At 68.1% G+C, this 14,476-nt stretch carries 14 protein-coding genes; 9 read left to right on the top strand and 5 right to left on the bottom strand.

What is annotated here, in order from left to right; translation table 11 throughout:
- The first annotated feature begins 36 nt into the window (after positions 1 to 36).
- From NQ152_RS00245 to sucB, 3 genes are all read left to right on the top strand, one after another.
- Entirely contained in the window at positions 37 to 1,515 is a 1,479-nt protein-coding gene (locus tag NQ152_RS00245) for a leucyl aminopeptidase (protein WP_257522613.1), read from the top strand.
- On the top strand, positions 1,512 to 2,885 hold the full coding sequence (gene lpdA, locus NQ152_RS00240; RefSeq protein WP_257522612.1) for a dihydrolipoyl dehydrogenase: 1,374 nt from the start codon (positions 1,512 to 1,514) through the stop codon (positions 2,883 to 2,885). The genes NQ152_RS00245 and lpdA overlap by 4 nt, the downstream gene beginning before the upstream one ends.
- Positions 2,886 to 2,958: 73 nt before the next feature.
- Positions 2,959 to 4,773, top strand: coding sequence for a 2-oxoglutarate dehydrogenase, E2 component, dihydrolipoamide succinyltransferase (gene sucB / locus NQ152_RS00235; RefSeq protein WP_257522611.1), 1,815 nt, complete (start codon positions 2,959 to 2,961; stop codon positions 4,771 to 4,773).
- Between the two features lie 5 nt (positions 4,774 to 4,778).
- Here sucB and NQ152_RS00230 read toward each other — a convergent pair whose 3' ends face one another.
- On the bottom strand, positions 4,779 to 6,089 hold the full coding sequence (locus NQ152_RS00230) for a hypothetical protein (protein WP_257522610.1): 1,311 nt from the start codon (positions 6,087 to 6,089) through the stop codon (positions 4,779 to 4,781).
- Positions 6,090 to 6,212: 123 nt separating this feature from the next.
- On the opposite strand from NQ152_RS00230, the gene NQ152_RS00225 reads away from it, so the two are divergent.
- Positions 6,213 to 6,923 (top strand): DUF4191 domain-containing protein, encoded by a 711-nt coding sequence (locus NQ152_RS00225; protein ID WP_257522609.1) that lies wholly within the window; start codon positions 6,213 to 6,215, stop codon positions 6,921 to 6,923.
- Positions 6,924 to 6,936: 13 nt separating this feature from the next.
- Here NQ152_RS00225 and NQ152_RS00220 read toward each other — a convergent pair whose 3' ends face one another.
- Entirely contained in the window at positions 6,937 to 7,359 is a 423-nt protein-coding gene (locus NQ152_RS00220; protein ID WP_257522608.1) for an RDD family protein, read from the bottom strand.
- Between the two features lie 103 nt (positions 7,360 to 7,462).
- Here NQ152_RS00220 and glnA point away from each other — a divergent pair, with 103 nt between their 5' ends.
- Entirely contained in the window at positions 7,463 to 8,887 is a 1,425-nt protein-coding gene (gene glnA / locus NQ152_RS00215) for a type I glutamate--ammonia ligase (RefSeq protein WP_257522607.1), read from the top strand.
- Between the two features lie 747 nt (positions 8,888 to 9,634).
- Here glnA and NQ152_RS00210 read toward each other — a convergent pair.
- Positions 9,635 to 9,934: a hypothetical protein gene (locus NQ152_RS00210; protein WP_257522606.1), complete on the bottom strand. Its 300-nt coding sequence runs from the start codon at positions 9,932 to 9,934 to the stop codon at positions 9,635 to 9,637.
- A gap of 172 nt (positions 9,935 to 10,106) precedes the next feature.
- Between NQ152_RS00210 and NQ152_RS00205 the strand changes: the two genes are divergently transcribed.
- Positions 10,107 to 10,337 carry a hypothetical protein gene (locus NQ152_RS00205; protein ID WP_257522605.1) on the top strand — a complete coding sequence of 77 codons (231 nt, stop codon included), beginning with the start codon at positions 10,107 to 10,109 and terminating at the stop codon, positions 10,335 to 10,337.
- A gap of 261 nt (positions 10,338 to 10,598) precedes the next feature.
- Positions 10,599 to 11,396, top strand: a complete 798-nt coding sequence (locus NQ152_RS00200) for a serine protease (RefSeq protein ID WP_257522604.1) — start codon at positions 10,599 to 10,601, stop codon at positions 11,394 to 11,396.
- A gap of 53 nt (positions 11,397 to 11,449) precedes the next feature.
- On the opposite strand, the gene NQ152_RS00195 is transcribed toward NQ152_RS00200, so the two are convergent.
- Positions 11,450 to 12,337 (bottom strand): hypothetical protein, encoded by an 888-nt coding sequence (locus tag NQ152_RS00195; RefSeq protein ID WP_257522603.1) that lies wholly within the window; start codon positions 12,335 to 12,337, stop codon positions 11,450 to 11,452.
- A gap of 223 nt (positions 12,338 to 12,560) precedes the next feature.
- Between NQ152_RS00195 and NQ152_RS00190 the strand changes: the two genes are divergently transcribed.
- Positions 12,561 to 12,959, top strand: coding sequence for a hypothetical protein (locus tag NQ152_RS00190; RefSeq protein WP_257522602.1), 399 nt, complete (start codon positions 12,561 to 12,563; stop codon positions 12,957 to 12,959).
- Positions 12,960 to 12,966: 7 nt separating this feature from the next.
- Here the strand turns inward: NQ152_RS00190 and NQ152_RS00185 are convergent, their stop codons facing one another.
- Positions 12,967 to 13,662, bottom strand: coding sequence for a hypothetical protein (locus NQ152_RS00185; protein WP_257522601.1), 696 nt, complete (start codon positions 13,660 to 13,662; stop codon positions 12,967 to 12,969).
- A gap of 216 nt (positions 13,663 to 13,878) precedes the next feature.
- Here NQ152_RS00185 and NQ152_RS00180 point away from each other — a divergent pair, with 216 nt between their 5' ends.
- A complete protein-coding gene (locus NQ152_RS00180) occupies positions 13,879 to 14,133 on the top strand; it encodes a hypothetical protein (protein WP_257522600.1) in 255 nt (84 codons plus the stop codon).
- Positions 14,134 to 14,476 lie beyond the last annotated feature (343 nt).

The following is a 14,476-nucleotide window of genomic DNA, read 5'->3' as shown; positions in this document are numbered from 1 at the left end:
AACAGAGCGACGGAGGCCGAACCTAGGATGGAGTCCATGTCGTTCCCTGACCTCGAATTCAGCACCGATCCGATCCGAGAGTCCCCGGCGGACGCCATCCTGCTGGCGCTTCCTGCCCTGGACTCCGACGCAGGCCCACAGCTGGAGGACTGGCCCGGGCTCGCAGCGGCACTGGCCGCGGTCGGCTTCACCGGCGCGGCATCCTCCTACCAGCGCGTCTACGCGCCGGAGAGCACAGCACTTCCGCTTTCCGTGGTCGGGATCGGCGCGAAGCCGGACGCGGCGGCGGTCCGGGACGCCGTGGGCACCGGCATCCGCACCCTCACCGGCTTCGACACGGTCAGCGTCGCCGTCCTCGCCGACGGTGCGGACCTCTGGCGCGCAGCGGCCGAGGGCGCCTCGCTCGGCGGCTACCGGTTCGAGGGCTACAAGTCCGAGGCGCCCAAACCGCGCGCGGCACGCGTCGTGATACACGGTGCGACAGCCGCGGCAGATGGCGAACTGGCTGCGATCGCGGCGGCCGCCGATGCGGTGGCGCTGGTGAAGGACCTCGTCTCCATCCCGGCCGAATGGCTCGGACCCGCCGACTTCGCCGAACGCGCGACCGCGGCAGTGGCGGATCTGCCGGTCAGCGTGGAGGTTCTCGACGAGACGGCGCTGCGCGACGGCGGCTACGGCGGCATTCTGGGTGTCGGACAGGGATCGGACCGCCCGCCGCGTCTGGTGCGGCTGGACTACGCGCCGGCCGGCGCGTCGCGGCATGTCGCTCTCGTCGGCAAGGGCATCACGTTCGACACCGGCGGGCTGTCGCTGAAGCCGGCGGCGTCCATGGTGGGTATGAAATACGACATGTGCGGCGCCGCCACGGCTTTGGGCGTCCTGCGGGCCGTGGCCACTCTGGGGCTGCCGGTACACGTCACCGCATGGCTGTGCATCGCGGACAACATGCCCTCCGGCCGGGCCACCCGCCCGGGCGATGTTCTGCGGATGCTGGACGGCACAACCGTCGAGGTGCTCAACACCGACGCGGAGGGCCGTCTCGTCCTCGCCGACGGGCTCGCCGCCGCCAGCCGCGAGCACCCCGACGTCATCGTCGACGTCGCCACCCTCACCGGTGCGATCACGACCGCCCTCGGCACCCGGCACACCGGCGTGATGGGCGAGGATGCCGCTGTCGCGGCCTACCTCTCGGCAGCCGAGCAGGCCGGCGAGCTGGCTTGGCAGCTGCCGCTCCCGGCGCACATGGTCGATGAGCTGGACTCCCCCATCGCGGATCTGCAGAACGCCAAGATCGGAGACCCAGCGGGCGGATCGCTGTTCGCCGGACTGTTCCTGAGACATTTCGTCGGCCGCGTCTCGGACGACGCGGATGCCGCGCGCATCCCCTGGGTGCATCTGGACATCGCCGGTGTCGGGATGAACAAGGGCAGCGGTTACGGCTTCACCGACAAGGGACCGACCGGAGCGACCGTGCGCTCGCTGATCCGCTTCATCGCCGGTGAGGAGGCGCGATGACCGAGCACCGCTTCGACATCGTCGTCCTCGGTGGCGGCAGCGGCGGCTACGCGGCTGCGCTGCGTGCCGCCGAGCTGGGCAAGTCGGTCGCGCTCGTCGAGAAGGACAAAGTGGGCGGCACCTGCCTGCATCGCGGCTGCATCCCGACGAAGGCTCTGCTTCACGCGGCTGAGGTCGCCGACGTGACCCGCGATGCCTGGAGCATGGGCATCCGCGCCACTTTGGAGGGCATCGACGCCGACGGAGTGCGGGCCTACCGGGAAGGGATCGTCGCGAAGAAGTACAAGGGGCTGCAGGGTCTGGTCACGGCGCGCGGCATCACCGTCGTGGCCGGTGAGGGGCACCTCGAGCCCGGACCCGCCGTCCGGGTCGGAGACGACCTCTACCGCGGCACCGATGTGGTGCTCGCCACCGGGTCCTACAGCCGCACGCTGCCCGGCCTGCAGATCGGCGGCCGGATCCTCGCGAGTGAGCAGGCGCTGGAGCTGCGCGAGATCCCCGAGCGCGTCATCATCCTCGGTGGTGGCGTCATCGGCGTCGAATTCGCCAGCGTCTGGCGCTCGTTCGGTGCCGAGGTGACGATCGTCGAGGCGCTGGATCACCTCGTCCCGAACGAGGACGTCGCAATGAGCAAGGCGCTGGAGCGCGCCTTCCGCAAGCGCGGCATCGCCTCCTCGCTGGGCGTGCGCTTCGCCGGCGCGATGCAGACCGAGGATGCCGTGACCGTGACGCTCGAGGACGGCACGTCCTTCGACGCGGACTATCTGCTCGTCGCCGTCGGCCGCGGGCCGGTGACGGCCGGGCTCGGCTACGAGGAAAGCGGCGTCGTGCTCGATCGCGGCTACGTCACGACCGATGAGCGACTCCGCACCGGCGCCGAGCACGTGTGGGCCGTCGGCGACATCGTCCCCGGGCTGCAACTGGCCCATCGCGGATTCCAGCAGGGCATCTTCGTGGCCGAAGAGATCGCGGGGCTGCACCCGGTCCTGGTTCCGGACACACAGATCCCCAAGGTCACCTACAGCCACCCCGAAGTCGCCTCGGTCGGCCTCACCGAGGCTCAGGCCGTGGCCGCCGACGGCGCGGAGGGGATCGTCTCCTACGAGTACAACCTGGCCGGCAACGGCAAGAGCGAGATCCTCGGCACGGCCGGGCTGGTCAAGGTGGTCCGGCGCAAGGACGGGCCCGTGATCGGCGTCCACCTGGTGGGCGACCGGGTCGGCGAGCTCATCACCGAGGGGCAGTTGGCCGTCGGCTGGGAGGCGCACCCCGAAGACATCGCGCCGTTCATCCACGCGCATCCGACCCAGAGCGAGGCCCTCGGCGAGGCGTTCCTCGCCCTGGCCGGCAAGCCCCTGCACGCGCTCTGACCGCTCGCGGCGCGAGCACACCACCGCATCACTAAGCTAGGAACGACATCGGCATTCTGAAGGAGTCCTGCACATGAGCACTTCCGTCGTCCTCCCCGCGCTCGGCGAGAGCGTCACCGAGGGAACGGTCACCCGCTGGCTCAAGAACGTCGGCGACACCGTCGAGGCGGACGAGGGACTGCTGGAGATCTCGACCGACAAGGTCGACACCGAGATCCCCTCCCCGGTCAGCGGTGTGATCGAAGAGATCCTGGTGCAGGAGGACGAGACCGTCGAGGTCGGCGCCATCCTGGCCAAGATCGGCGAGCCCGGGTCCGCGCCCGCACCGGATGCCACCCCGGCGGACGCCGAACAGCCTGCCGAGCCGGCTGCTGCACCCGCGGCCGCTCCGGCCGCCGACGCCCCCGCTCCCGCTGCCGCTGCCGCTGCCGATGCCGAAGCTCCCTCCGCGGCCCCCGCGGCCGCAGCAGCCGCGCCTGCGGCGGGAGGCAAGGACGTGGTACTGCCCGAGCTCGGCGAAAGCGTGACCGAAGGCACCGTGACGCGGTGGCTGAAGAACGTCGGTGACAGTGTCGCGGTGGACGAGGCTCTTCTGGAGATCTCCACCGACAAGGTCGACACCGAGATCCCCTCACCGTACGCCGGAGTCCTCCAGGAGATCCTGGTGCAGGAGGACGAGACGGTGGCCGTCGGTTCGCCGCTCGCTCGCATCGGCGACAGCGCACCCGCGGCCGAAGAGGTCGCGCCCGCGCCGGCTGAGACTCCTGCGCCGGCTGAGGCTCCTGCGCCGGCTGAGGCTCCTGCCCCTGCACAGGCAGCGCCTGCCCCGGCACCGGCACCGGCACCGGCAGCGCCCGCCCCTGCACCGGCAGCGCCTGCCCCGGCGGCGCCCGCAGCCGCACCGACAGCCCCTGCCCCTGAGCCGCCGGCAGCCGCACCGGCGGTATCCGCACCGGCTGCCGCGGACGACTCGGACGTGACGGCTTACGTCACGCCGCTCGTTCGCCGACTGGCCCAGCAGCAGGGCGTCGATCTTTCCACGGTCACCGGCACCGGCGTCGGCGGACGCATCCGCAAGGAAGACGTGCTCAAGGCCGCCGAGACCGCGGCTGCCCCCGCGGCTGCCGCGCCGGCGCCGTCGGCCCCGGCCCCGGCCACCGTCGAGATCTCGCCGCTCCGCGGCACGACTCAGCCGATGTCGCGTCTGCGCAAGGTGCTCGCCGAGCGCGCCGTGGCGTCGATGCAGTCCACCGCGCAGCTGACGACCGTCGTGGAGGTGGACGTCACGAAGCTCGCCTCCCTGCGTGACGCCGTCAAGGCGGACTTCCAGGCCAAGACCGGCGACAAGCTCTCGTTCCTGCCCTTCTTCGCGTTGGCTGCGGCCGAAGCGCTCCAGGCGAACCCCGTCGTCAACGCAACGGTGGACGGCGATCAGATCGTCTACCCGCCGTCCGAGAACCTCTCGATCGCGGTCGACACCGAGCGTGGACTGCTGACACCGGTCCTGCGGGATGCGGCATCCAAGAACATCGCCCAGATCGCGCACGAGATCGCCGACCTGGCCGCCCGCACGCGCAGCAACAAGCTCAAGCCCGACGAGCTCGCCGGCGGAACGTTCACGCTGACGAACACGGGCTCGCGCGGCGCGCTGTTCGACACCCCCGTGGTGTTCCTGCCGCAGTCGGCGATCCTCGGCACCGGCGTGGTCGTCAAGCGTCCCGGCCTGGTCTCCGTCGACGGCAAGGATGCGATCGCCATCCGCTCGTACGTGTACCTCGCGCTCTCGTACGACCACCGCATCATCGACGGAGCCGACGCCGCGCGATTCCTTGCTGCCGTCAAGGCGCGCCTCCAGGACGCCGCCTTCGAAGGTCCGCTCGGCATCTGAGGTCGTCACTGCTGCGCGACGTCATAGACGTCGCGCAGCAGCCAGCCCCCGTCGGAGTGCACCAGCACCACCAGCTGCGGCGGCGTGCCGGTGGCCTCGGCCCGCAGCACCGCCGCGCCGCCGAACTCATCCAGCAGCGTGACCGATCGCTCCCCGGTGGGCAGGTCCACCACGCCCGGCGGGAAGGATGCTCCTGGCGCCTCGAGCACCGTGCCCAGGCAGTCTGGCTCGCCGTTGCACGCGATGCGGGCGGTGAGCAGAGACTCCGCGATCGACGTCAGGTCGTCGCCGCCGCCGTCCACCACCGGCGGCGGCGCCGTCTCCTTGGCGGACGGGACATCCGCGCCCGACGTCGGCTGCGGAGTCGGGCCGGGCGACGGGCCGGGGACGGCCGTGCCGGCTGCCGGATCAGCGGCCGACGGACCGTCCGCTGTTCCCGGCCAGAGCACGCCGGCCACCACAACGGCGCAGGCCAGTCCCCCGGCGACCAGCCACTTCCGGCGGCCGGTCGGACGGCGAGCCCGCAGCGTGCGCCACAGTCCGGTCGTGACGCGCGAGACCAGGTCCGCCCAGTCCGCGTCGACATGCCGCGCCAGCGTGAACGGCCACGCGGAGACGGTGTCGGCGGCTTCCGGCGCCGTGGCGCCCTCCTGCGGGCGTGCCGCGACGCTGCGCGCCCGCCTCGGCCCGAAGCTCGTGGTCGCCAGCGCCGCCGGTGCGGCCACGGCGAAGAGGCGCTCCTCCGCCCGCTCGAGTTCACGACGCAGGCGGCGGGGATCGTCCGCGACGACGACCACGTCGGCGAGGGCATCGGCCACCGCTGGCACGCTGTGCGCCAGGTCGCCGAGCAGGCCTATCGTGGCCTCTGCGGCGGGACTGTCGCCGCTCCCGCACGCGAACACGGGACGCCCCGCATCGGTGAGCCACCACGAGCCGCGTGCGTCGGCCGACTCCGGCAGCTCGGCGAGGCCTCGAAGAAGACTCACGCCGAGCGTCACCGCCTCCGGCGGCGACAGCTCCTCGTCGCCCGGACCACGTCGTGCGAGGAAATCCTCGATGCGCTCCGTGCACACGGGCAGCAGGACGTCATGGCCGTCCGGCCGGCGCAGCACATCCAACGGGGCGAGCACATGACCGTCCGCCCCGGCGCTCCACCCCGGCCAGTCCGCTCCGAGCGTCTCGGCATCCACCGCGACGCCCATCTCCCCGCCCGGGCCGGACACCAGCGAGCCGGGCCACGCGGAGTCCTTCCCGCTCTGCAGGGCGCGGATCACCCGGTATCCGCGACTCAGCCGATCCTGCGCACTGTCGGTCACCACTCGAGCCTGATCCGCGCAGCGGAACCGTCTCGGCCGGCAGCGGCCGTCTGTGCAGCACCCTGCGGCCTCCGGCGCTGGGGAGGAGCCGAACACCCCCGCGCGGAAAGGTAGGCTGTGCTCATGGCAGCACGCAGTACCTCGCCCGAGAAACGGCCCGGATTCTTCTCCCAGATCCGCACTCTGTTCACGTTCACGCAGAAGGCCTATCCGTGGCTCCCCTGGCTCCTGGCGGCGATCCTGCTCGCCGGGATCGGCGTGGGTGTGCTCGTGGGCTTCCTGCTGCCTCCGGTGGCGATCTGGAGCATCATCCTGTGGAGTCTGACGGGCCTGATGCTCGGCGTGCTCGGGTCGCTGATGACGATGACCCGGCTCTCCACCAACGCCATGTACAAGCAGATCGACGGGATGCCGGGTGCCGCCGGTCACGTGCTGTCGACGTCACTGGGACGCAAGTGGCAGTCCAGCGAGATGCCGGTGGGTGTGAACCCCAAGACCCAGGACGCGGTGTACCGCGCGGTCGGCCGTGGCGGCATCGTCATCGTCGGCGAGGGCTCCCGCGGCAGACTGACGCGCCTCATCAACGATGAGCGCTCGAAGGCCCAGCGCGTGGCCACCGGAGTGCCGGTGCATGTGTTCTACGTGGGCCACGGCCAGGACGAGGTCCCCATCGCGAAACTCGCCTCCACGATCAAGTCGCTGCCCACCAAGATCGACCGGGCCACCATGGCCGCGGTCATCAAGCGACTCAGTTCGGTGTCGCAGTCGCTGGCGTCCCTGCCGATCCCGAAGGGCATCGACCCCACCAAGGCGCGCGCTCCCCGCCCACGCTGACGCCTCCTGAGCGCTACGCGCGAATGAGGACGGTACCGGCGACCTTGTCGTGCAGTCCGCGCTGATCGGCGTCCCAGATGACCGCGGGGATCACCACGATCAGCAGCGCGGTCCGGATGATCGGACGCCACAGCCCGACCCACGATCCGTCCACCCGGACCACCCTCATCCCGAGGATCCGGTGCCCCGGGCTGCCTTGGATCGTCGGGATGAAGACGATCTGGATCGCCGCGAAGATGGCCAGGATCGCGAGCGGGTCCCACCCGAAGAACCCGGAGATCAGGTAGGCCGCGCCGTAATCGATGAACAGCGCGCCGACGCGGCGTCCGAGGCGTGCGATCGAGCCGCTTCCGGCCGGTGGACGGCCCAGCCGTTCGCCGGGATAGCTCTGCGCTTCGTGAGTCACTCCCCCAGCGTAACCAGCCGTTCGTAACATGCCGGAAACATAGGTGGAACTGGCGGGCAATGCCCCCCGGGTACGGTGCCAATGACGCCCGCGCTGCGGGCGGCAGTCCCGATGCCCTACCTCTGGAGTCTCCATGTTCAGTGATTCATCCGAGGTGCTGAAGTTCATCAAGGACGAGGACATCAAGTTCCTCGACATCCGTTTCACGGACCTTCCTGGCGTCCAGCAGCACTTCAACATCCCCGCATCCACGGTCGATGAAGAGTTCTTCACCGTGGGTCAGCTGTTCGACGGCTCCTCCATCCGCGGGTTCGCGAGCATTCACGAGTCCGACATGCAGCTCATCCCGGACGTGTCGACGGCGTACGTCGACCAGTTCCGTGAGGCGAAGACCCTGATCATGATCTTCGACATCTACAACCCGCGCACCGGCGAGATCTACTCGAAGGATCCCCGCCAGGTCGCCAAAAAGGCGGAGAAGTACCTCGCCTCGACCGGTATCGCCGACACCGCGTTCTTCGCGCCCGAGGCGGAGTTCTACATCTTCGACGACGTGCGCTACGAGGTGAAGCAGAACTCGAGCTTCTACAGCGTCGACTCCGAGGAGGGCGCCTGGAACACCGGACGCGAGGAAGAGGGCGGAAACCTCGCCAACAAGACCCCCTACAAGGGCGGCTACTTCCCGGTCTCCCCCGTCGACAAGCAGGCCGATCTGCGTGACGACATCAGCCTGAAGCTGATCGAGGCGGGACTCATCCTGGAGCGCGCTCACCACGAGGTGGGCACCGGCGGCCAGGCCGAGATCAACTACCGCTTCGACACCATGGTGCACGCGGCGGATGACATCCTGAAGTTCAAGTACATCGTCAAGAACACCGCCGAGCAGTGGGGCAAGACGGCGACGTTCATGCCGAAGCCCCTGTTCGGCGACAACGGTTCGGGAATGCACACCCACCAGTCGCTGTGGCTCGACGGCAAGCCGCTGTTCTACGACGAGGCCGGCTACGGCGGACTGTCGGATCTGGCGCGCTGGTACATCGGCGGCCTGCTCGCCCACGCCCCGGCCGTGCTCGCCTTCACGAACCCGACGATGAACAGCTACAAGCGTCTCGTCAAGGGCTACGAGGCGCCGGTCAACCTCGTGTACTCGGCGGGCAACCGCTCGGCGGCGATCCGCATTCCGATCACCGGATCCAACCCGAAGGCCAAGCGCATCGAGTTCCGCGCGCCGGACGCGTCGAGCAACCCGTATCTGGCCTTCGCCGCGCAGATGATGGCGGGCCTGGACGGCATCAAGAACCGCATCGAGCCGCACGAGCCCGTGGACAAGGACCTGTACGAGCTTCCCCCCGAGGAGGCGAAGAACATCCCGCAGGTGCCCAACTCGCTGCTGGACTCGCTGGATGCTCTGGCGGCGGACCACGAGTTCCTGCTCGCCGGAGGCGTGTTCACGCCGGAACTGATCGAGACGTGGATCGAGTACAAGATCGAGAACGAGATCAAGCCACTCTCGGCTCGCCCGCACCCGTTCGAGTTCGAGCTGTACTACGGGGTGTAGCGAGAATCCGCGGATTACGGGGCAGAATCGGCATCCAGTCCGCGTCTAGTCCGCAGAATCTGAGAGAGAGCCCTCCGAGTTCGCGCTCGGGGGGCTCTCTTGTTTCTTCTACCGGCGCTAGTCTCCGAGCTGTGACCCCATGAGATGAAGTCGACAGCAGTTCGAAGAAGCCAACCGTGAGATCGCGAGGCGCTCACCCCGACCGGGTGTGATGAGGGCAGACAGCGATCCTGTCGCCCGGTTCGTGACCATCAACGAGAACTTCGCAGCCGTCGTGAGGTCACTTCAACTCATCGCCGATCGCATCGACTCGCTTGACGCTGATCGCCGGGGCTATCGCGCTCGAAGTACGGCGGCAACCGCGGCACGCGAGGTGTCGTCTGAGTCCGGCCACAGGTGCCCGTAGGTGTTGAGGGTCACGGTCGCTGAGGCGTCCCGCATCCGAGTTTGCACGACCTTGACGAGCTCGCAGAGCGGGATCGAGATCCGAGCGCGCACCCGAACTACCTCGCTGGGGCGTCGGCCAGCGGCCAGTTCACGAACCGACCGATGCCGACGAACGGACTCGCCTACACGTACCCCCGAGCGCGAGCCTAGGCGGCCGGGCGTCAACCTCACCGCTCCGCGTTCCAGTCCGCGGAGACGGAATGGATGGGCGACAAGCACCGGCTCCCTTTCGAGCCAGCAGAGACTCCCCCGCGCCCGAATCGAGTGCCCCGTCCGTACGCGGGCGGGGCACTCGCGTATCTACTCCCAGTCGACCTTGATTTGGGCGTAGTCGATCACGTGCACATCGGTCGTCGTCGGGCTAACATCGCCCTTCCACTTCACCTTTCGCGGCGTGATCTCCTGCGGCCACCCACCATCACGCTGCGTGACCACGACGCGCAGCATCTGGTAATCCGGGTTGATTCCGGTCGGAGCCTCGACAAGCTCAGCCTCCGCTCCCGGGTTCGGCACGTCCACCTCACCCTCAACTTTCAGCCGCGCCGGTGAGTCCTCTCCGCGCCGCTTTCCCTTAGCATTCCAGTCGCGACCTTCAGACATCTTTGTCCCCCAATCTCTCGCCATTGCCCGCGATATTCCAGGACAGGAAACACCGCGTCAAGAGCACGGGCCGGATCCCGAGATGACTCGTCCTGTGCGGTCGCCATTTGCAGGCGGGACTCGGACCTACTGTCGGGCGCTGCGCGACGATAGTCTCCTCGCGAGGGGGACCATGAACTACATCTTCGTGGGCGGCGAAAGCTGGGGGCAGCGTCGGGAGCGGAAGCGTCGCGAGGCTGCCGCGATGGAGGCAGAGATCCGGCGCGTTTCGGAGCCGATCGTGGTCCTGTACCGCCGCGGAGACGGTAGCGAGGCGAGCGTGACGTGTTTCGAGGACAGCTACGCTGACCAGCTCGACCGCATCACGGCACGCGGGTACACGGTTCTCAACGTCATCCGCTGAACACCTCGGCGCCGAAAATCTCGCGACCCGGCTCTGGGGGGACCACCGCTGGGGGGTACGGTCCTCTCCCGCCGGGGATCTGGGCCCCCATCGCGCGGGATATGCGCCGATCTGATGCGTGTTTCGGCTCTGGGGTGCCGGATGGTGCAGGTGCGCGTCGTGCGCATCCCCATCGGCCGCTTGTGTCTCCGCAAGTGTGCGGCACACGCAGGATCGCCAAGTTCATAGCGCGATCGACTCAGCCGATGCCATCGTGGGTATGTGATCCGCCTCTCTCAGCCCTCAGCGATGTCAGCTCATCTCGAGACATCCCGACGTCTCGCCGACTCGACCGATCGACGGCCGCTTGGCTACGGGACGGGATTTCTCGTCCAGACCGGCGAGGACTTCGACCTGGTCACGAACTGGCACGTCCTTACCGGTCGTGACCCGATTACGGACGACCCCAAGGCGTCAGCGGCGAAGCCCGATCGGATCGAGGTCACCATGTACGCGGTGCACCCCGATGAAACACTCACCCGCGGTGCGGTGTCGGTTGCACTGTATGACTCGGCCGGCCAAGCCCTGTGGAGAATCAGCCCATCTCATGGCCGCCATATCGATGTGGTCGCGCTCCGACTGCCACCGATTCAGATGGGTCCTTCCGGGGCTCTGTTGCCCTACTCGCTGGAAGACGTTGAGAATCCCGCGGTGGTCTCGCCGACGTCGGATGTCAGCATCGTCGGGTATCCAGACGTCGTCCGGGGTCGCTCAGAAACGGCGGTCTGGACGCGAGCGACAATCGCTTCCGAACCAGATCTGAACTTCGACGACTTGCCCTGCTTTCTCGTCGACGCACGTGCGCGCGAAGGTCAATCTGGTTCTCCGGTCGTCGGCTACTGGACGGGCAACAAGCCGACCATGCAAGCGTTCCAGGTCGGTGGTGGTGAGTCCTGGGAGCTGTATGGGGTCTATTCAGGTCGCATCCGGGACGGCTCCGATCTGGGGCGAGTTTGGAAGCGGTCCGCGATCGCCGACATAGTGACGTACGGCATGCGCGATCAGTACGAGTGGGACTGAGAGGACAGCCGCCGTGGATGTCGCGGATGACGACTCGAGAGGTGTGACGCCGCCTATCGGCTCATCACGCCGCTTGCGTAGGAGCTCGGATCGCCCGGCGTCACTTTACGTCGCCCGAATAGCTCGACCGCGGTCGTGAAGGCGAGGAACGCCGCCTCGATTGAGTACTTTCCCTTGGCGGTGTTGCTGGTGAAAATCGCGCCGAACGTGCCGTCGACGTGGTCGACGAGTTCCTCGACGTTCATCGCGAGGACGGCTCGCATCATCGATGGATGCGAGAGCCCGCTTATTTCCCGCCAGACCATCTCCCCGAATGCGGGGTGGACACCTGTCGCGACCGACGCGTCGCGCACTATCTCGGCGAACCCGACTGTGCGATCGGACTGCGTCGGGTCGGCGACTCCGATCACCTTTGCGCAGGCGCGGATCTGCGCGACGTGCTTGCTCTTCCAAGCTTTCGTCTCTTTGCGCCCCCGGTCGATTTTGGGGGTGAGACCCAGCGAGGGATCTGCTGCGATCGCGTTCATGGCTACGGCCTTCAGCTCAGCGTCGGCGCTTACCTCCCGCCATGCGTTGCGGATATGCCGGTCGACGCGCAGCCGCGGGTCATCGGGCGCAAGGACCCACAATGCGAGGGACGCGGCCTCGAGCGCGGATCGCGCGACAGGGTAGTGCGCGACATACGGAATCGTGAGCGGACCCTCCGGTGGGATCAAGACGGTGAGCGCCGTGAGCGTGTCGGCTGCGTGGTGTAGTTGCTGGGTGAGCGCGTGACTGACACGTCGCCACCCGCTCGCGATGTCGTCCAGCGCCATCTGTGATCCGGGCTTCGGCGGGATCTTCGCGACCCGATCCCATCGCTCGAGCGCTGCCGGGACGAGCCCCAGCCTTGCACGCATGGCCGCGACCGCCGCGAGCTCTTGCTCGCCCTCGACCGGCACCTGGCGAAACCCGGCGTAGTCGCGTTCCCCCTGGGTCATCCTCGAACCGTACCCGGCAGCGGCGACAGCGAACTGTCGCGGGTGGTCACACGCGCCTCGTGAAGCGTTATGGGGGCGGTTCCTGGTGTCGTCGCCTGCGGAGTGCTCGGACGGCGTTTCTGGGCCGTGTGACGCGTCGTCCCGATCGCCGACAGCCGTCGCCCTGGACGGCTACAGTCGGCCCATGACCGATCTCTCGAACGTGCTGACCGTCGCCCGCGGATTGTCCCTCTCCGAGCCAACCGTCGGCACGCCAGGAGCCCCAAAATCACTCGCAAGACTCAGGACCGCGATGAGCGCTTCCTTCGATGGCGACGAGGCGATCCGCAACTGGCTGAGCCAGGAGCACATGGCCGGCGTGGTGCTTTCGACGGCGGCAACCATGAACAAGTTTGCTGAGGTGTCAGGTAAAGGCGATCCCTTCAACGCTGATTCACGGTCGACGCTGATCAGTCGTTACAACGCTTGGGCGGCGCAGCTCGTGGACCGTATCGAGGCCGTTGAAGCCGGCCGCGGTGACCTGCCGGCCTACACCCGGCAGCTCGCCGAGTTCCACGCTGACCGGCTGCGGAACGAGCCCTAGACCGGGCTCAATCTTTCGAGGCCTCGAGGTTCTGATTGAGGCGCCGCATCTGACGAGCGATCACGTCTATGGGTTTCGCGGTCATTATCGAATGCGCCCACGGCGTCAGGTCGAGGATGTGGGGCTCGGAGTAGTGATGCTCGCGGGTGGCGTCCCAGTAGGAGGCGGTGACGTCATAGTGCTGGGGCCCGCCGGTTGTGCTGTCGAGCGCTTCTTTGGCGAAGTCGAGCATATAGTCCAGCGACTGCCCGGCGCTGAGCATGCCGATCACCGGTTTGCCGGAGAACATCGCGGTGAGGGTGTCTGCAACGGGGTCCGTACCGTCGGCGGGCTTGCCCCGTCCGCTGGTCACGAATGCCGGCGAGACGGTGAAACTGATCTCGCGAGCTGGTGTGCGGCCGACGCTCTCGACGACGATGAAGACCAATCCCTCCCCGCCGCCGCTGGTCTTCGGATCGGCCGGCGGGAGCGATCGCAGATCTAGCCTGATGCTCACGTACGGTCTGGCCTCGGCTTCGGCGGCTTCTGCAGCGCGCACGTTCGCTTCGGCCGCGAGCTTGAGTTGATGACTGCCCTGCCGAAGCTGACGCAGGGCGAAGAAGACGCCGGCGATTGCGACGGCGAGGGTGAGCATGGAAGCGATCGCTTGCCACTCGTCGGCGGTTGGTGCCGACTCGACGTGCCACCATTGGATCAGGGTCATGGTCGGGAGCCTACTTCCGGTGCGCGCGGTCACACGCGGTCGCTGAAGTGTTGTATCGGCCTCCTCGGGTGTCAGCGCAGCGTGCGGGCCCGTGTTGCGTTCTCGGGGCGTCTGGCGGATGAAGTCTCGCTGACCGGTACCGTCTGCGGCCGCGCGGGGAGTTGTCCGGCGCGACGGGTGTGGCATTCTGCTGTCACGGCGCAGGGATGAGGACGGGTGATCGACGAATCGATCGGCGGGACTTGGCTGACCTATCGCGAGTCCGGGGACCGGGTGGGCCGGAAGGTGCGCGAGATCAACCGGTGGCGTGCAGCCGGCATGCCAATGAGCTCCGGCATTCGGGACGGCCAACGTGTGCGGCTCGTCGACGAAGTGGTGCTCCTGGCATGGTGGCGCGATCGGATGCAGGCGGATCCAATCCATCAGGCGGATGCGTGCGCTCGCTCGAGAGGAGGGCTGGCCGGAACCTGAACGGCCGGCGCGGAAGCCGCGATCCAAGTCACCGCTGCTCGAGGATCCGGTTGCGGTCACCGAGACGGATACCGAGCATGAGACCGCTCAATCTGAGCGGTCGGTCGATTGGGCCTCGATCGGCACGCTCCGTCGCGGTGCCGACGAGTGGGGGGCTCTCCCTGACGCGCTCGTGAAGGTGCGTCCGGTGTGCGCCGGTCGCCCGGAGTACGTCGCCGACAAGATCGACCCTCAGCAGTCGCCGGGCATGGCTGAGGAGTGCGCCTTCTGCCCGGTGCTCGCGCTCTGTCAGGCGTTCGCTGATGCGTCACGGCCGACGTCGGGCTTCTGGGGCGGGAAGGCT

This window comes from Microbacterium sp. zg.B48, assembly GCF_024623505.1.
Taxonomy (GTDB): Bacteria; Actinomycetota; Actinomycetes; order Actinomycetales; family Microbacteriaceae; genus Microbacterium.
The sequence above is the reverse complement of the archived record's forward strand: the minus strand, read 5'-3'. Positions and strand labels throughout refer to the sequence as shown.